The sequence below is a fragment of the Lysobacter firmicutimachus genome (assembly GCF_037027445.1).
Taxonomy (GTDB): Bacteria; Pseudomonadota; Gammaproteobacteria; order Xanthomonadales; family Xanthomonadaceae; genus Lysobacter; species Lysobacter firmicutimachus.
The window spans coordinates 2463561-2480078 of sequence record NZ_JBANDL010000002.1; the positions used below are offsets into that span (position 1 = coordinate 2463561).

The 16518-nt window shown below is 68.7% G+C and carries 15 protein-coding genes; 8 read left to right on the forward strand and 7 right to left on the reverse strand.

The window, feature by feature from the left end; translation table 11 throughout:
- The first annotated feature begins 187 nt into the window (after window positions 1-187).
- Complete coding sequence (locus V2J18_RS10915; protein WP_336131789.1) at window positions 188-697, forward strand: DUF4440 domain-containing protein; 510 nt, start codon at window positions 188-190, stop codon at window positions 695-697.
- Between the two features lie 747 nt (window positions 698-1444).
- Here V2J18_RS10915 and acnA read toward each other — a convergent pair.
- Window positions 1445-4213 (reverse strand): aconitate hydratase AcnA, encoded by a 2769-nt coding sequence (gene acnA / locus V2J18_RS10920; RefSeq protein ID WP_064746701.1) that lies wholly within the window; start codon window positions 4211-4213, stop codon window positions 1445-1447.
- 381 nt (window positions 4214-4594) lie between these two features.
- Here acnA and acnB point away from each other — a divergent pair, with 381 nt between their 5' ends.
- Both acnB and V2J18_RS10930 read left to right on the forward strand, forming a co-directional pair.
- Window positions 4595-7180 (forward strand): bifunctional aconitate hydratase 2/2-methylisocitrate dehydratase, encoded by a 2586-nt coding sequence (gene acnB / locus V2J18_RS10925; protein WP_064746700.1) that lies wholly within the window; start codon window positions 4595-4597, stop codon window positions 7178-7180.
- Window positions 7181-7476: 296 nt separating this feature from the next.
- Window positions 7477-7611, forward strand: coding sequence for a hypothetical protein (locus V2J18_RS10930; RefSeq protein ID WP_261370011.1), 135 nt, complete (start codon window positions 7477-7479; stop codon window positions 7609-7611).
- Between the two features lie 483 nt (window positions 7612-8094).
- Here V2J18_RS10930 and hflD read toward each other — a convergent pair whose 3' ends face one another.
- From hflD to V2J18_RS10950, 4 genes are read right to left on the reverse strand one after another with little or no spacing between them, the layout of a single operon-like run.
- A complete protein-coding gene (gene hflD / locus V2J18_RS10935) occupies window positions 8095-8703 on the reverse strand; it encodes a high frequency lysogenization protein HflD (protein ID WP_064746699.1) in 609 nt (202 codons plus the stop codon).
- The gene (gene mnmA, locus V2J18_RS10940) at window positions 8703-9839 is read right to left on the reverse strand and encodes a tRNA 2-thiouridine(34) synthase MnmA (RefSeq protein ID WP_064746698.1); all 1137 of its coding nucleotides are present in this window, start codon (window positions 9837-9839) and stop codon (window positions 8703-8705) included. Before mnmA ends, hflD begins: the two co-directional genes overlap by 1 nt.
- 5 nt (window positions 9840-9844) lie before the next feature.
- Window positions 9845-10351 (reverse strand): NUDIX hydrolase, encoded by a 507-nt coding sequence (locus V2J18_RS10945; protein ID WP_336131790.1) that lies wholly within the window; start codon window positions 10349-10351, stop codon window positions 9845-9847.
- Window position 10352: 1 nt separating this feature from the next.
- The gene (locus V2J18_RS10950) at window positions 10353-10838 is read right to left on the reverse strand and encodes a YbjN domain-containing protein (RefSeq protein WP_425606105.1); all 486 of its coding nucleotides are present in this window, start codon (window positions 10836-10838) and stop codon (window positions 10353-10355) included.
- A gap of 182 nt (window positions 10839-11020) precedes the next feature.
- Between V2J18_RS10950 and clpS the strand changes: the two genes are divergently transcribed.
- The 5 genes from clpS (at window position 11021) to V2J18_RS10975 (ending at window position 14775) form a co-directional block, all read left to right on the forward strand.
- Entirely contained in the window at window positions 11021-11341 is a 321-nt protein-coding gene (gene clpS / locus V2J18_RS10955) for an ATP-dependent Clp protease adapter ClpS (protein ID WP_064746695.1), read from the forward strand.
- A gap of 91 nt (window positions 11342-11432) precedes the next feature.
- Window positions 11433-13715, forward strand: coding sequence for an ATP-dependent Clp protease ATP-binding subunit ClpA (gene clpA, locus V2J18_RS10960; RefSeq protein ID WP_064746694.1), 2283 nt, complete (start codon window positions 11433-11435; stop codon window positions 13713-13715).
- 304 nt (window positions 13716-14019) lie between these two features.
- Window positions 14020-14214, forward strand: a complete 195-nt coding sequence (locus V2J18_RS10965) for a hypothetical protein (protein WP_141233344.1) — start codon at window positions 14020-14022, stop codon at window positions 14212-14214.
- A 103-nt stretch (window positions 14215-14317) separates the two neighbouring features.
- Window positions 14318-14515, forward strand: a complete 198-nt coding sequence (locus V2J18_RS10970; RefSeq protein WP_064746692.1) for a hypothetical protein — start codon at window positions 14318-14320, stop codon at window positions 14513-14515.
- 53 nt (window positions 14516-14568) lie between these two features.
- Window positions 14569-14775: a hypothetical protein gene (locus V2J18_RS10975; RefSeq protein WP_064746691.1), complete on the forward strand. Its 207-nt coding sequence runs from the start codon at window positions 14569-14571 to the stop codon at window positions 14773-14775.
- 152 nt (window positions 14776-14927) lie between these two features.
- Here the strand turns inward: V2J18_RS10975 and V2J18_RS10980 are convergent, their stop codons facing one another.
- Both V2J18_RS10980 and infA read right to left on the reverse strand, forming a co-directional pair.
- Window positions 14928-15284 carry a hypothetical protein gene (locus V2J18_RS10980; RefSeq protein ID WP_336131791.1) on the reverse strand — a complete coding sequence of 119 codons (357 nt, stop codon included), beginning with the start codon at window positions 15282-15284 and terminating at the stop codon, window positions 14928-14930.
- A gap of 919 nt (window positions 15285-16203) precedes the next feature.
- On the reverse strand, window positions 16204-16422 hold the full coding sequence (gene infA / locus V2J18_RS10985; RefSeq protein WP_031372296.1) for a translation initiation factor IF-1: 219 nt from the start codon (window positions 16420-16422) through the stop codon (window positions 16204-16206).
- Window positions 16423-16518 lie beyond the last annotated feature (96 nt).

Here is a 16518-nt window from a genome sequence, read left to right on the forward strand (position 1 = left end):
GCGCAGGCGGCTGTGTGCGCCGCCGTACGGTGTTTGATCGATTGGAGCATAGGCTCTACCCACTGGCAAGGAGGCGGCGCAGCGTTCGCGCAGGCGTTGTCGGCAGCGGCGCGGACCTGTCAGGATCGCAGTCGGACACGGCCAATTGAACGGTCGTGCGATTTTCCGCCACCGGTGTTTTTCCGCCATGCGCAGCGTGCTAGCGACCTTCCCGATCCCGACGGTCCGGACCGCTCCCGGCCCCGATTCGCCGCGCCCGGCGCGCGGCGGCCGCGGCTGGGCATGGGGCGCGCTGCTTGCGCTGGGCTTGGCCGGCTGCGCCGAACGGCCGGCACCGGAACAACGCCTGCGCGCTTCGATGGAGCAGTTGCAGGCGGCGATCGATGCCCGCGATGCGGCCGCGATCGAGGCCCAACTGGCCGAGGATTTCATCGGTCCGGAAGGCATGGACCGGGCCGGCGCGCGGCGCCTGGCGGTGGCCAGTTTCCTGCGTTATCGCTCGGTCTGGGTCAAGCTCGGCAAGGTCGACATCGCGCTGCAGGATGGCCACGCACGCGTGCGTTTCGAGGCCGCGCTCGGCGGCGGGGCGGGGCAGCCCTTGCCCGAAGCGGCGCAGTGGTATTCGGTGCAGACCGGTTGGCGCGACCAAGACGGCCAGTGGCGCATGACCTCGGCGCAATGGCAGCCGCGGCTGTGACCGCGATCGGGGGCGGCGGCGCGCCCTGGGCGTGTGAGATCGCCTTCGGCGGTTCTGCGCGTATGCAAAAGACGATCGCCTGTCGGAGGGCTTCGGACGCGGCCGGGCGGGGCCGCATCTGGGTGCGCGGGTCCGTCCCAGGCGGGGCCAAACCGGCGTGGGTGGGTCGCGACTTGCGGCGCTTCTGCCTCGGGGGCGGTTTCGAGCGGCGCCGCCGCTGCATCCCGCTTGCGGGAGAAGGTGCTCCGAAGGGGCGGATGAGGGCACGCGGGCCGTCGAGGCCCTCACCCTAGCCCCTCTCTCACAAGCGGGAGAAGGGAACGCGACTCACCCGCCCCGTCCGGAGCCTGTCAGGCGGTCTTTTTCGCCGCCAACTGGCGCAGCACGTAATGCAGGATGCCGCCGTGGCGGGGGCTTCCGCTCCGTCCGGAGCCTGTCAGGCGGCCTTTTTCGCCGCCAACTGGCGCAGCACGTAATGCAGGATGCCGCCGTGGCGGGTGAGGGCGGGCCGTTTGCGCGGCATTGCCGCGCGGCCCGAGCGAACGCCCGCCGCGTTGCGGCGGGCGGGGGCTTCCGCTCCGTCCGGAGCCTGTCAGGCGGCCTTTTTCGCCGCCAACTGGCGCAGCACGTAATGCAGGATGCCGCCGTGGCGGGTGAGGGCGGGCCGTTTGCGCGGCATTGCCGCGCGGCCCGAGCGAACGCCCGCCGCGTTGCGGCGGGCGGGGCTTCCGCTCCGTCCGGAGCCTGTCAGGCGGCCTTTTTCGCCGCCAACTGGCGCAGCACGTAATGCAGGATGCCGCCGTGGCGGAAGTACTCGACTTCCTTCGGCGTCAGCAGCAGCACCTTGACCTCGAAGCGCTTCTCGCTGCCGTCGGCCTTCTTCGCCGTCACCGTCGCAGTCTTGGCCTTGCCGTCGTCCAGACCGGTCACGCTGATCGTTTCCGAACCGTCCAAGCCGTGGCTCTGGGCGTTCTCGCCGTCCTTGAACTGCAGCGGCAGCACGCCCATGCCGACCAGGTTGGAGCGGTGGATGCGCTCGAAGCTCTCGGCGATCACCGCCTTGACCCCGAGCAGGTTGGTGCCTTTGGCGGCCCAGTCGCGCGAGGAGCCGGTGCCGTATTCCTTGCCGGCGAACACCACCAGCGGCACGCCGTCGGCCTTGTACTTCATCGCGGCGTCGTAAATGGCCAGCTTCTCCGGCGCGGCGCCGTTGCCGCCGTAGTACAGGGTGTTGCCGCCTTCCTCGCCGCCGAACATCAGGTTCTTGATGCGGATGTTGGCGAAGGTGCCGCGCACCATCACGTCGTCGTTGCCGCGGCGGCTGCCGTAGCTGTTGAAGTCGACCGGCTGCACGCCGCGCCCGATCAGGTAGCGGCCGGCCGGCGAATCCTTCTTGATGTTGCCGGCCGGCGAGATGTGGTCGGTGGTGATCGAATCGCCGAACAGGCCCATGATCCGGGCGCCATGGACGTCGTCGATGCTGCCGACCTGCATGGTCATGCCGTCGAAGTAGGGCGGGTTCTTGATGTAGGTCGAGGCTTCGTCCCAGGCGAAAGACTCGCCGTCCGGCGAAGCGATCTGGTTCCAGCGCGTATCGCCCTTGAACACGTCGGCGTAGTTCTGCGCGAACAGCTCCGGGCCGACCGTCGCGGCGATGACGTCGCCGATTTCCTTGTTGCTCGGCCAGATGTCGCGCAGGTACACGTCTTGGCCGTCGCTGCCCTTGCCGATCGGCTGCTGGGTCAGGTCGATGTTGACCGTGCCGGCGATCGCGTAGGCGACCACCAGCGGCGGCGAGGCCAGGTAGTTGGCCTTCACTTCCGGATGCACGCGGCCTTCGAAGTTGCGGTTGCCCGACAGCACCGAGGCCACCACCAGCTCGTTTTCCGCGATGCCCTTGGAGACTTCGTCCGGCAGCGGGCCGGAGTTGCCGATGCAGGTGGTGCAACCGTAGCCGACCACGTAGAAGCCGAGCTTCTCCAGGTCGTCGAGCACGCCGGCCTTCTTCAGGTAGTCGGTGACCACCAGCGAGCCCGGGCCGAGCGAGGTCTTGACCCAGGGCTTGGATTTCAGGCCCAGCCGGGCGGCGTTGCGCGCCAACAGGCCGGCGCCGAGCATCACCGCCGGGTTGGAGGTGTTGGTGCAGGAAGTGATCGCGGCGATCACCACCGAGCCGTCGGACAGTTCGGCGTCCTGTTCCTGGATGCGGATCTTCGACACCGGCTTGGCCGCCAGGTGTTCGGCCTGCGGCTGGGCGCCGCCTTCGCCGTTGAGTTCCTCGATCGCGCAACCCACGCCCTTGGGCTTACGGTTGGCGATCAACGGGCCGAGGTTGTCGTTGAAGTTGCTGTGCACGTTTTCCAGCAGCACCCGGTCCTGCGGACGCTTGGGGCCGGCCAGCGAGGGCCTGACGTCGCGCAGGTCGAGCTCGAGCGTGGTCGAGTAGGTCGCGTGCGGCTGGCCCGGCTCGTGCCACAGGCCCTGGGCCTTGGCGTAGGCCTCGACCAGGGCGATTTGCTCTTCCGAGCGGCCGGACAGGCGCAGGTAGTTCACCGCCTCGGCGTCGATCGGGAAGATGCCGCAGGTGGCGCCGTACTCCGGGGCCATGTTGGCGATGGTGGCGCGGTCGGCCAGCGGCAGGTGCTGCAGGCCGTCGCCGTAGAACTCGACGAACTTGCCGACCACGCCGAGCTTGCGCAGCATCTGGGTCACGGTCAGCACCAGGTCGGTGGCGGTGGTGCCTTCCGGCAGCTGGCCGCTGAGCTTGAAGCCGACCACCTGCGGGATCAGCATCGACGAGGGCTGGCCGAGCATGGCCGCCTCGGCCTCGATGCCGCCCACGCCCCAGCCGAGCACGCCGATGCCGTTGATCATCGTGGTGTGGCTGTCGGTGCCGAACACGGTGTCGGGGAAGGCCAGCAGGGCGCCGTCGACCTCGCGGCCGACCACCACCCGGGCCAGGTTTTCCAGATTGACCTGGTGGACGATGCCGGTGTTCGGCGGCACCACCTTGAAGTTCTCGAACGACTTCTGGCCCCAGCGCAGGAAGCTGTAGCGCTCCTTGTTGCGGTCGAACTCGATCTTGCCGTTCAGGTCCAGCGCGTCCGGGCGGCCGAACACGTCGACCTGGACCGAATGGTCGATGACCAGTTCGGAGGGGATCAGCGGGTTGATCTGCTTCGGGTTGCCGCCGAGCTTGCCGACCGCGTCGCGCATCGCCGCCAGGTCGACCACGCAGGGCACGCCGGTGAAGTCCTGCAGCACCACCCGCGCCGGCATGAAGGCGATCTCGGTATCGGGTTCCTTGGCCGCGTCCCATTGCGCCACCGCCTCGATGTGCTCCTTGCCGACCGTGGCGCCGCCGTCCTCGTGGCGCAGCAGGTTCTCCAGCAGGATCTTCATCGAATAGGGCAGGCGGGCGATATCGAAGCGCTCGCCCAGGGCCGGCAGGCTGAAGTAGGTGTAGTCGCGGCCGTTGACGGTCAGTTTGCGACGGGTGGCGTAGGAGTCGGGCATGTCGTTGGAGCTCCTTGATGCGGCTGGCGTGCGTGAGGCACGGCACGGTGGCTGGCTTAGCGCCGATCGACCGTGCGGTCGGGCGTGGCGCCGATTATCGCTTTATCGGGTTCAGGTAGCGTGCAGACAATGGTCTAAGCGGGCTACAGCGTTCCGCCGCAAGCGTATGGACGGATCGCGCAAAGCCTTGCCCGGCGGGGCCGGGCGCCGCCCTCGCCGCGTTGCCCGAAGGCGCCTTTGAAGGCAAAATACGCGGTCGAGGCCGAGCCCCTGGCGGGCGCCTGAGGCCTCGCCCCCAAGCCGCCACGCAATCCGCCCGGTCCGCCGAGCGGACCACGCAACGGTACGGCGTCTTTCCGCTCCACTCCGACGGGACTCTCCATGCTCTCCAGCTATCGCCAACACGTTGCCGAGCGCGCCGCGCTGGGCATTCCGCCGCTGCCGCTGACCGCCCAGCAGACCGCCGAGGTCATCGAGCTGCTGAAGAACCCGCCGGCGGGCGAGGAAGAGTTCCTGCTCGACCTGATCACCCACCGCGTCCCGGCCGGCGTCGACGACGCCGCCAAGGTCAAGGCTTCCTATCTGGCCGCGGTCGCCTTCGGCAGCGAGAAGAACGCGCTGATCTCGCGCGCCCGCGCCACCGAACTGCTGGGCACCATGCTCGGCGGCTACAACATCCATCCGCTGATCGAACTGCTCGACGACGCCGAAGTCGGCGCGGTCGCCGCCGACGCGCTCAAGCACACCCTGCTGATGTTCGACGCCTTCCACGACGTGCAGGAGAAGGCCGAGAAGGGCAACGCCAACGCCAAGGCCGTGCTGCAGAGCTGGGCCGACGCCGAGTGGTTCACCAGCAAGCCGGAAGTGCCGCAGTCGATGACCGTCACCGTGTTCAAGGTGACCGGCGAGACCAACACCGACGACCTGTCGCCGGCCCCGGACGCGACCACCCGCCCGGACATCCCGCTGCACGCGCTGGCGATGCTCAAGAACAAGCGCGACGGCATCGAGCCGGAAGAGGACGGCAAGCGCGGCCCGGTCGCCTTCATCGAGTCGCTGAAGGACAAGGGCCACCTGGTCGCTTATGTCGGCGACGTGGTCGGTACCGGCTCCAGCCGCAAGTCGGCGACCAACTCGGTGCTGTGGTTCACCGGCGAGGACATCCCGTTCATTCCGAACAAGCGCTTCGGCGGCGTGTGCCTGGGCTCGAAGATCGCGCCGATCTTCTACAACACGATGGAAGACGCCGGCGCGCTGCCGATCGAACTCGACGTGTCGCAGATGAACATGGGCGACGTGGTCGAGCTGCGTCCGTACGAGGGCAAGGCGTTCAAGAACGGCGAGCTGATCGCCGAGTTCGCGCTCAAGTCCGACGTGCTGCTGGACGAAGTCCGCGCCGGCGGCCGCATCCCGCTGATCGTCGGCCGCGGCCTGACCGCCAAGGCCCGCGAAGCCCTGGGCCTGGCCCCGTCGACCCTGTTCCGCCTGCCGCAGAATCCGGCCGACACCGGCAAGGGCTACTCGCTGGCGCAGAAGATGGTCGGCCGCGCCTGCGGCCTGGCGGAAGGCCAGGGCATCCGCCCGGGCACCTACTGCGAGCCGAAGATGACCTCGGTGGGGTCGCAGGACACCACCGGCCCGATGACCCGCGACGAGCTCAAGGACCTGGCCTGCCTGGGCTTCTCGGCCGATCTGGTGATGCAGTCGTTCTGCCACACCGCGGCCTACCCGAAGCCGGTCGACGTCAAGACCCATCACGAACTGCCGGCCTTCATCAGCAACCGCGGCGGCATTGCGCTGCGTCCGGGCGACGGCGTGATCCACAGCTGGCTCAACCGCATGCTGATGCCTGACACCGTCGGCACCGGCGGCGACTCGCACACCCGTTTCCCGGTCGGCATCTCGTTCCCGGCCGGCTCGGGCCTGGTCGCGTTCGCCGCGGCCACCGGCGTCATGCCGCTGGACATGCCGGAGTCGGTGCTGGTGCGCTTCAAGGGCACCATGCAGCCCGGCGTGACCCTGCGCGACCTGGTCAACGCGATCCCGCTGGCCGCGATCAAGCAGGGCCTGCTGACCGTCGCCAAGCAGGGCAAGAAGAACATCTTCTCCGGCCGCATCCTCGAGATCGAAGGCCTGCCGCAGCTCAAGGTCGAACAGGCGTTCGAACTCTCCGACGCCTCGGCCGAGCGTTCGGCCGCCGGCTGCACGGTCAAGCTGGACAAGGAGCCGATCGTCGAGTACCTGACCAGCAACATCACCCTGCTGAAGTGGATGATCGCAGAAGGCTACGCCGACGCCCGCTCGCTGCAGCGCCGGATCAAGGCGATGGAAGGCTGGCTGGCCGACCCGCAGCTGCTGGAAGGCGACGCCGACGCCGAATACGCGGCGGTGATCGAGATCGATTTGGACCAGATCGTCGAGCCGATCGTGGCCTGCCCGAACGACCCGGACGATGTGAAGACCCTGTCCGACGTCGCCGGCGCGGTCATCGACGAAGTCTTCATCGGCTCGTGCATGACCAACATCGGCCACTTCCGCGCCGCCGCCAAGCTGCTGGAAGGCAAGCGCGACATCCCGACTCGCCTGTGGGTCGCGCCGCCGACCAAGATGGACGCCTCCGAGCTGACCAAGGAAGGCCACTACGGCACCTTCGGCACCGCCGGCGCGCGCATGGAAATGCCGGGCTGCTCGCTGTGCATGGGCAACCAGGCGCAGGCGCGCGAGGGCGCGACCGTGTTCTCGACCTCGACCCGCAACTTCCCCAACCGTCTGGGCCGCAACACCAACGTGTATCTGGGTTCGGCCGAGCTGGCCGCGATCTGCTCGCGTCTGGGCCGCATCCCGACCCGCGAGGAGTACATGGCGGACATCGGCGTGATCAACGCCAACGGCGACAAGATCTACCGCTACATGAACTTCGACCAGATCGAAGATTACAAGCAGGTCGCCGATACCGTCGCTGCCTGATTCGAGCGGCGACGCGTCACGAGAAACCCCGGCTCCGGCCGGGGTTTTTCTTTGTCTCGCGCCCCCTGGCGAGCGCTTTGGGGCGCTTTCCAGGCCCTGTCGGCGACGCGCCGGCGAACGCCCGCTTCGTCGCTGTATCGGGGCGCAGTCTTCCGCGGCGAGGTTGCGTGAGGCGCGGCAGCGCCGCTGTCTAGCGAGAGAGGGCGCGGCGATGGCCGCCCGCCGTCGCGCAGCGCGTGACGATCAATGAAGGGATCGCCGCGGCCGCGCCTTGCTGGCCGCGAAAGGATAGGGACATGAAAGCGACGCACAAACCGGCCCGCGCCGACCGGATAGAGCAGGCCATGCGCTGGACCCTGGCAGTGGCCCTGATCGTGGCCGTGGCGTGGGCCTGGGGGCATGGCGGGGCAGGCGGCCCGTTCGCAGGCTGACGGCCGCCGGGCGCATCCGCCCCAAAAGGGTCCCGGCGCCGCAGCAACGGTCCCGGCGCTGCAGCGCCCCCCTCGGTAGGAGCAGCGTAAGCCGCGACGGCCGCCGCGACGAGCGCGAGCGACCGCTTCGAAGACAGGAACGGCATGCAGATATCGATAATTAACCGATCCGCCGGGCTGCGGAGGCCGCGCTTGCGTCCACCTTTGCGATTGTCGCGGCTTACGCCGCTCCTACACAAAGCCGGCGCGCGGCTGCAAAGGGGTAGGAGCGGTGTAAGCCGCGACCGCCGCCGCGACGAGCGCGAACGAGCGTTCCGAAGACAGGAACGGCATGCAGATATCGATAATTAACCGATCCGCCGGGCTGCGGAGGCCGCGCTTGCGTCCACCTTTGCGATTGTCGCGGCCTACGCCGCTCCTACACAAAGCCGGCGCGCGGCTGCAAAGGGGGTGCGGCGCCAGCAGCGGGGCAAGCCGCGCCGCTCAGTCCAGCCGCGCCTCGATCGCGTCGAGCATCGCGCGGCGACGCAGCAGGAAGTCCCAGTAGCTGCCGCCGAGCTGGCGCCACAGCACTGCCGAGCGCACCGCGGCGAGCAGGGTCGCGCGCACTTCGGCGACCACGCCGGTCTGGCCGAGGTAATGCGGGTTGCCCTGCACCAGCACGCGCGGGCGCAGGTGGCTCAGGGTCTCGGCGTACAGGGCGCCGAGCGCGGCGATCACGTCGGGGTGACTGCTGCCGAGGCGGTAGGCGTCACCGGCCTGGGCGTGGATGCCGCGCAACACCTTGTCGGCGACGGCGCGGTCGCGGACGAAGCGGCGCTCCAGTTGCAGTACCGACAGAGCCAGCCGCGGCAGGTGCTCGTCGGCGGGGCGATTGACGAAATAGTCCTGCAGCAGCACCAGTCCCGGGCGCAGATTGGCCGCGCCGCCGTAGACCGCTGCCGGCGAGGACGCGTCGATGCGGAACACCGAGTCCAGCGCGGTCGACAGCACGGCGGCATTGGCCTGGCCGGTGTCGGCGATGCGCCGGACCTGGGCCAGGGCCTGGGCGAGGCCGGCGAGGGCGAGGACGCGTTCGGAGAGATCGGCCATTACGGGGTCTGATCCTGGTTCGAATGAGGGGAGGGCGGACCGCAGGCCGGTGCGTCGGTGGCGGCGATCACCGCGCCGCCGAGGCAGGCCTCGCCGTCGTACAGCACCAGCGACTGGCCCGGCGTCACCGCGCGCTGCGGCTCGGCAAAACGTACCCGCAGGCGGCCATCGTCGAGCACCTCCACTTCGCAGGCTTGGTCCGGCTGGCGATAGCGGGTCTGCGCGGTGCAGGCGAACCGGCGCGACGGCGGCGATCCGTCGATCCAATGCGCGGCTTCCGACCACAGGGTCTGCGAGCGCAGCCAGGGGCTGTCGCTGCCCTGGTCGACGTAGAGCACGTTGCCGGCGACGTCCTTGCCGACCACGTACCACGGTGCCGGTTCGAAGCCGCGCACGCCGCCGATGTTGAGCCCTTCGCGCTGGCCGAGGGTGAAATAGAACACCCCCGGATGGCGCCCGACCACACGCCCGTCCGGGCTGCGGATCTCGCCCTCGCGCGCGGGCAGGTAGCGCGACAGGAACTCGCGGAAGTCGCGTTCGCCGATGAAGCAGATGCCGGTGGAGTCCTTCTTGGCCGCGGTCGGCAGGCCGGCGGCGCGGGCCATCTCGCGCACGTCGCGCTTGAGCAGGTCGCCGAGCGGGAACCGGGTCGCGGCCAACTGGGCCTGGCCGAGCTGGTGCAGGAAGTAGCTCTGGTCCTTGCTGCGGTCGACCGCCCGCAGCAGGCGGTAGCGGCCGCCGTCGCCTTCGACCCGGGCGTAGTGGCCGGTGGCGATGAATTCCGCACCAAGGTCGCGCGCGGCGTCGAGGAAGTGCTTGAACTTGATCTCGCGGTTGCACAGCACGTCCGGATTGGGCGTGCGCCCGGCCGCGTACTCGGCCAGGAAGTGCTCGAACACCCCGGCCCAGTACTCGCCGGAGAAATCGCGGAAATGGATCGGCAGGCCGAGCCGGCCGGACACCGCCACCGCGTCGCGGCGGTCGTCTTCGGCGCGGCAGTCGCCGCTGCCGTCGTCGGCCCAGTTCTGCATGAACAACCCGGCCACCGCCTCGCCGGCGTCGCGCAGGCGCAATGCCGCGACCGAGGAGTCGACCCCGCCCGACATGCCTACGATGGTGCGTACCGACCCGCCCATGACGATCAGCCCGCTGCGTCGTCCGCGGCGGGCAAGGCCAGGTGCTGCAGCAGGTCGAGCGAGTGCCGGCGTCCGCCGAGGAAATCGGCCGCGACCCGCCAGACCAGCGGGCTGCGGTGTTGGTCCGCACGCGCCTGCAGCTCGGCCGGGCTCATCCACAGCGCCTGCACGATGCCCTCGTCGAGGGCGCGGCCGGGGTGATGGCGGACCGGTTCGGCGGCGAAGGCGAAACGCAGGTAATGGCGACCGCCGCTGCCGTCGGCCTGCAACGGTGCTTTCCACTGGTAGGCACCGACGAAGGCGGTCAGGCGCACGTCCCAGCCGGTTTCCTCCAGGATCTCGCGCAGGGCGGCGTCGAGCAGGCTTTCGTCGGGCTCCAGGTGGCCCGCCGGCTGGTTGAGCACCCGCCGGCCGCCGACCGATTCCTCGACCATCAGCAGCCGCCCGCCGTCGACCACGACCGTGGCGACGGTGACGTCGGGTTGCCAGAAGCGGCCTTGGCGGTAGCTCACGTCAGAATTCGTCCTGGCCGGGGGAGAGTTCGGCCTCCATCTCGTCGGCGGCGCGGACCACGTAGTCGATCGCGTCGTCGAGATCCTCGCCGCTGGCCGCGGCGTCGAGCTTGACCACGAACACGGCCACCGAGTCCTGCTTGACCCAGCCGCCCATCTTGCTGAGCTGGCTGTCCTCGAGCAGGCGGTTGGCGACGTCGGCCGGGAACTGCTTGGCCGACGTGCGATAGGCCGGCGACCAGACCTCGCGCACCTGCAGCTTGCCGTAGCGCTCCGTGCGCGACAGCACGTAGGCCATCTGGCTGCGGTCGCCCTCCAGGCCGAAGGTCAGCGCGTAGTCGCCGTCCTCGTCGACCTCGTACTTGTAGCCCAGCTTGTCGAGCTGCTCGCGGATGCGCGGGTCGGCCGCCGCGGGCGGGGCGGCGGTCCGAGCCGGTTCGGTCGCGGGCGCGGCCGGGGCCAGGGCCGGCAGCAGGGACAGCGTCAGGGCGGTAAGCAGGCAGCGGCCGTAGCGGGGCATGGGGGTCCTTGAGTCGCAACGCCGGCGCATAGCGACCGGCCTGCCGCCCGAGATGGCGGCATGACGGCATTTTGCAATGCGGCCGCGGATGCGTCCATGACGCAGCGCGGGCGCATGGCCCGGACGCGACAGCGGTCTATAATCGAACGATGGCTAAACAGACCGAACACGAACACAGTCATGGCGTGCTGGTGGAGCCGGGAAAACCCGAGCTGGCCCGCCCGCCGTTGTACTCCGTCCTGCTGCTCAACGACGACTACACGCCGATGGACTTCGTGGTCGAGGTCCTGATGCGGTTCTTCCCCATGAACGTCGAGAAGGCGACCCAGATCATGCTCCACGTCCATACCCGCGGACGGGGCGTTTGCGGGGTCTTCACGCGCGAGGTGGCGGAGTCCAAGGTTGCACAAGTGAACGAATTTTCAAGGATGCATCAGCACCCCTTGCTGTGCACGATGGAAAAGGCCTAAAAGGGGGCTGTAAGGGTCCCGTTGGGGCGGGGCATGGAAAAGCCGGCGAGCGCCCCCACGTAGCGTGCATACGTTCTGGAGGCTCCGCCCCATGTTCAGCAAGGATCTCGAATACAGCATCGGCCAGTGCTACAAGCGCGCCCGCGAGGCGCGCCATGAGTACATGACGGTCGAACACCTGCTGCTCGCACTGCTCGACAACCCCTCCGCCGAGGCCGTGCTCAAAGCCACCGGCGCCGACTTCGCCCGCCTGCGCACCGATCTGGAGCAGGCCATCGCGACCTCGGTCCAGGTGCTGCCGGACGACGTCGACCGCGACACCCAGCCGACCCTGGGTTTCCAGCGGGTGCTGCAGCGCGCGGTCTACCACGTCCAGTCCTCGGGCAAGAAGGAAGTGACCGGCGCCAACGTGCTGGTCGCGATCTTCGGCGAGAAGGACTCGCACGCGGTCTACTTCCTCAACCAGCAGGACGTGGCCCGGCTCGACGTGGTCAATTACCTGTCCCACGGCATCGTCAAGCACAGCGCCGAGGACAGCCACGGCCACCACGAGGAAAGCGAATCCAAGCCGGCCGAGGGCGGCGAGGGCGAGGGCAAGTCCGACGCCCTGGCCGAGTTCGCCAGCAACCTCAACCAACTCGCCCGCGAAGGTAAGATCGACCCGCTGGTCGGTCGCGCCGACGAGGTCGAGCGCACCATTCAGGTGCTGTGCCGGCGGCGCAAGAACAACCCGCTGTACGTGGGCGAGGCCGGCGTCGGCAAGACCGCCATCGCCGAAGGCCTGGCCAAGCGCATCGTCGACGGCGAAGTGCCGGACGTGCTGCGCAACGCCACCATCTTCGCCCTCGACCTGGGCGCGCTGGTCGCCGGCACCAAGTACCGCGGCGACTTCGAAAAGCGGCTGAAGGCGGTGCTGGCCCAGCTCAAGCGCCAGCCCGAGGCGATCCTGTTCGTCGACGAGATCCACACCATCATCGGCGCCGGCTCGGCCAGCGGCGGCACCATGGACGCCAGCAACCTGATCAAGCCGGCGCTGTCCTCCGGCGAGTTGCGCTGCATCGGTTCGACCACGTTCCAGGAATACCGCGGCATCTTCGAAAAGGACCGCGCTCTGGCGCGGCGCTTCCAGAAGATCGACATCGTCGAGCCGACCGTCGGCGAGACCTACCAGATCCTGCAGGGGCTCAAGCCCAAGTACGAGTCGCACCACGGCGTGACCTACGCCGATGAGGCGCTGCAGGCCGCGGTCGACCTGTCGGTCAAGCACATCGGCGACCGCCTGCTGCCGGACAAGGCCATCGACGTCATCGACGAGGCCGGCGCGCGCCAGCGGCTGCTGCCGGACGGCGTGCGCAAGCAGCTGATCGACATCGAAGAGATCGAGACCATCGTGGCCAAGATGGCGCGCATCCCGACCAAGCAGGTCTCGGCCAGCGACAAGGACGTGCTCAAGAACCTCGAGCGCAACCTCAAGATGGTGATCTTCGGCCAGGACCCGGCGATCGAGACCCTGGCCTCGGCGATCAAGCTGGCGCGTTCGGGCCTGGGCAATCCGGACAAGCCGATCGGCAACTTCCTGTTCGCCGGCCCGACCGGCGTCGGCAAGACCGAGGTCACCAAGCAGCTGGCGCTGCAGCTCGGCATCGAGCTGGTGCGCTTCGACATGTCCGAGTACATGGAGCCGCATTCGGTCAGCCGCCTGATCGGCGCGCCTCCGGGCTACGTCGGCTTCGACCAGGGCGGCCTGCTGACCGAGAAGATCGTCAAGACGCCGCACTGCGTGCTGCTGCTCGACGAAGTGGAAAAGGCGCATCCGGACATCTTCAACATCCTGCTGCAGGTCATGGACCGCGGCACGCTGACCGACACCAACGGCCGCGAAGCCAACTTCAAGAACGTGGTGCTGGTGATGACCACCAACGCCGGCGCGGCCCAGGCGGCGCGGCGTTCGATCGGCTTCACCAAGCAGGACCACTCCACCGACGCGATGGAGACCATCCGCAAGAGCTTCAGCCCCGAGTTTCGCAACCGCCTGGACGCGGTGGTGCAGTTCCAGGCGCTGGGCTTCGAGCACATCCTGCGCGTGGTCGACAAGTTCCTGATCGAGCTGGAAGCCCAGCTGCACGAGAAGAACGTCACCCTGACCGCGACCCCCACCGCGCGCGACTGGCTGGCCCAGCACGGCTTCGACCCGCTGATGGGCGCGCGGCCGATGGCGCGGGTGATCCAGGACAAGGTCAAGCGGCCGCTCGCCGACGAACTGCTGTTCGGCAAGCTGGTCGACGGCGGCCGGGTCACCATCGACGTGCAGGACGACGAACTGGTCGTGCGTACCCAGGCCGAGCCGGAGCGGCTGCTGCCGGTGTCGGTCTGATCCGCGCCGGCGGCCGTGCCGGATCGGACGGGCGCGCCCGGTCCGGAGCCGCGCCCGCTCCGCCTTCCCATGCCGTGCGGCCGCCCAGTGCGGCCGCACTCGTTTGCGCGCCGGGCGCCTGCCGGCCTGCGGCGACGGGCGCCGCCATTGCGTGAGCCAGGGCGCGGATCGGCGCCGGGCACCTGTCCAAATGCGCAGTAGGCCGTAAATCCGCCGGGTGGGCGGTGCTAGCGTCGCCGCTGGTCCGCAAGCACGCGGACCGACGGTCCACGGCGGATCGTCCACTGCGATCGGGAGTCGGTCCATGAGAGTGTCCATGCTGTCTCGGGCGGCGTTCGCCGCCTTCGTGTTCGCCTGCGGCGCGGCGACGGCGTTTTCCGCCGAGAACCCCTGCCAGACCTGCTATGCGACCTACGACCGCTGCCAACGGCTCGGTCTGGAGAACTGCGAAGCCAGGCTCGACCTGTGCCTGCGCCGCAATAACTGTCCATTGCAGTAAACGCCACCGTCGGTCCGCTCCGGCGCGCCCGCACGGGCGTTCCGCCGGCCGCGCCGCGCGCGGGACGACGCCATCGCAAGACTCACAAGGAAGGAGCCAACGCATGCCGTTTCGCAAGTTGTCGTTGACCGTCGCCGCCGCGTTCGCATTCGCCGCTTCGGCGGTCGCCGCGACCCGCATCCCGGTTTCGCCGTGCCAGGTCTGCCGGGCGGCCTATCAGCAATGCATGCTCGATCCCACTTTGGAATGCGAGTCGGAATTCAGCCGCTGCCTGATTCAGGCCGGTTGCCCGCTCGAATGAAGCGCGGCGCCGGCCGTCGCCCACCATCGCCACCGAGAGAGAAGGAATTCGCCATGAAGCTACGCCGTGTGACCCTGGCCGCCGTCGCGGCCTTCGTGTTCTCCAGCGCCGCGGCCCTGAGCGCGGTCGCCGCCGATCCCTGCGACACCTGCTGGCAGCGCTACAACCGCTGCATCGAGGTCGGTTCCGATCCGGGCTACTGCGAATACCGGGTGACCCAGTGCCTGGCCGCAGCCGGTTGCCCGGCGCCGCCGTTCTGAGGGGCGCAGATTCGGGATTGGGGATTCGGGATTCGCCGAGCGGTTGCGGTTGATCCCGGTTGGGCGGCGCGCTGCGCATCGAGCCCCGGACATGGAAAAGGCGGCCATTCGGCCGCCTTTTCCTCATGCGCTGCGATCAACCGATCGGCCGATCAGCGACGGCGGCGGTAACGGTCGTAGGTCTCCTGGTCGATCTTGTCGACCGCGCCGACCGCGCAGGTGTCGCGCTGGGTCTTGACCACGCTGCCGCTCGGGCACAGGCGGTTGACCTGCTGCTCGCTGGAGATCTCCATCTTGTTGGTGATGCTGAGGTCGGCGCAGGTGTTGCGGAAACCGACGCGGTAGTAATCCTCGGCATGCTTGACCACGACGAACTGGGCGCCGGCGCGCGCGACCTGCGATTCGCTGCCGAGATCGATGCAGGCATCGAGCTTCTGTTGCGCCGCATTGGCCGCGGTGGCGGACAGGCAGAGCAGGCTGGTCAGGGCGATCTTGCGGAACAGCGACATGGGGGCATCCTCGGTTGTGCCGGCTCGGTATTGAGCTTGCGGCGAAGTTTGATCGGACACGACGCGGGCGAAATCTGGAGAAAGTCGTTATGACCTTCGTCACTGCATGACCTTCGGCCTAAACGTTTCGCCTGCTTCGTGCATCCGGTTTCCATAGATGCGGCAACGGCGCGGCCGGTTGCAGCGATTGGCGTACCGGTTTAATCGGTTCGCAGCGGACGCGCTCGCCGTCGCGACGAAGCGCGGCGAATGAGTGACGAAACCCGCCTTCGCGCCGCCGGGCCAGCGCGGCGGCCGGCATCATGCGCGCGATGTATGGCGCGATGTTTACTGCGGCGCGGCGACATGCGATGAGTCGCTGTCGGCGTCGCATTGCGGTGTCGTCGATTGCGGTGCGCGATGGGCGTGCGGGCGTCGGGCGCGCAGTGTCGTTCCGCCGAATGCGCGGTGTAAGTTCGGCCGTGCATCGTCCGCGGCGTGCCGCTTGTTCGGGCGCGCCGCCGGCTTCATGGCGGTGCCGCGGCCGGGAGCGGCGTCCCGCGGGATGTCCTGCGGCGCCAGGCCGCGACCGCCGCAGCGATTAAGGCAAGGGATCGCTGCCGAAGGCTGCGTTCGACACGGTGCGCCGAGAGCGGTCGGGGCCGAGGCTGGTGGAGCGGGCTTCCAGGCGCTGCGCGCGCCGGCACCGCTGCGCCGCCCGCTGCCGCCCCGGCGCGGGTTGCTTCGGTCTGCGGCGTCGGTGCGGCCGCCGCTCGTTCCACGCCCGGCTTGCGCCGCTCCTGCCGGGGCGAAGCGCGCCGCGAGGGGCGCAAGTCGCGACCGCATGCGGCGGCGCCGATCAGCGGCCATTGCGCCGCTAGCCATCGGGCGGGCACGAAAAAGGCGGCCAACGGCCGCCTTTTTCAATAACTTACCGCAATTACTTCATGCGGTAGGTGATGCGACCCTTGGTCAGGTCGTAAGGGGTCATCTCGACCTTGACCTTGTCGCCGGTCAGGATGCGGATGTAGTTCTTGCGCATGCGACCCGAGATATGGGCGATGATCTCGTGCCCGTTTTCGAGACGCACGCGGAACATGGTGTTCGGAAGGGTTTCCGCCACCGTGCCCTCGAATTCGATCACGTCGTCTTTTGCCATGTGTTTCCCGAAAGGAATCGCTGCAGTCGCGAAGGGTGGGCGCCGAGCGCCCGCGAAGCCGCGCATTCTGCCACGCCGGAGCCGCGAGAGCAAAAA

Bases quoted from the DNA above. Each gene is read 5' to 3' on its own strand.
- V2J18_RS10915 (WP_336131789.1), top strand. From the start codon at position 188: ATGCGCAGCGTGCTAGCGACCTTCCCGATCCCGACGGTCCGGACCGCT.
- acnA (WP_064746701.1), bottom strand. From the start codon at position 4,213: ATGCCCGACTCCTACGCCACCCGTCGCAAACTGACCGTCAACGGCCGC.
- acnB (WP_064746700.1), top strand. From the start codon at position 4,595: ATGCTCTCCAGCTATCGCCAACACGTTGCCGAGCGCGCCGCGCTGGGC.
- V2J18_RS10930 (WP_261370011.1), top strand. From the start codon at position 7,477: ATGAAAGCGACGCACAAACCGGCCCGCGCCGACCGGATAGAGCAGGCC.
- hflD (WP_064746699.1), bottom strand. From the start codon at position 8,703: ATGGCCGATCTCTCCGAACGCGTCCTCGCCCTCGCCGGCCTCGCCCAG.
- mnmA (WP_064746698.1), bottom strand. From the start codon at position 9,839: ATGGGCGGGTCGGTACGCACCATCGTAGGCATGTCGGGCGGGGTCGAC.
- clpS (WP_064746695.1), top strand. From the start codon at position 11,021: ATGGCTAAACAGACCGAACACGAACACAGTCATGGCGTGCTGGTGGAG.
- clpA (WP_064746694.1), top strand. From the start codon at position 11,433: ATGTTCAGCAAGGATCTCGAATACAGCATCGGCCAGTGCTACAAGCGC.
- V2J18_RS10965 (WP_141233344.1), top strand. From the start codon at position 14,020: ATGAGAGTGTCCATGCTGTCTCGGGCGGCGTTCGCCGCCTTCGTGTTC.
- V2J18_RS10970 (WP_064746692.1), top strand. From the start codon at position 14,318: ATGCCGTTTCGCAAGTTGTCGTTGACCGTCGCCGCCGCGTTCGCATTC.
- V2J18_RS10975 (WP_064746691.1), top strand. From the start codon at position 14,569: ATGAAGCTACGCCGTGTGACCCTGGCCGCCGTCGCGGCCTTCGTGTTC.
- V2J18_RS10980 (WP_336131791.1), bottom strand. From the start codon at position 15,284: ATGTCGCTGTTCCGCAAGATCGCCCTGACCAGCCTGCTCTGCCTGTCC.
- infA (WP_031372296.1), bottom strand. From the start codon at position 16,422: ATGGCAAAAGACGACGTGATCGAATTCGAGGGCACGGTGGCGGAAACC.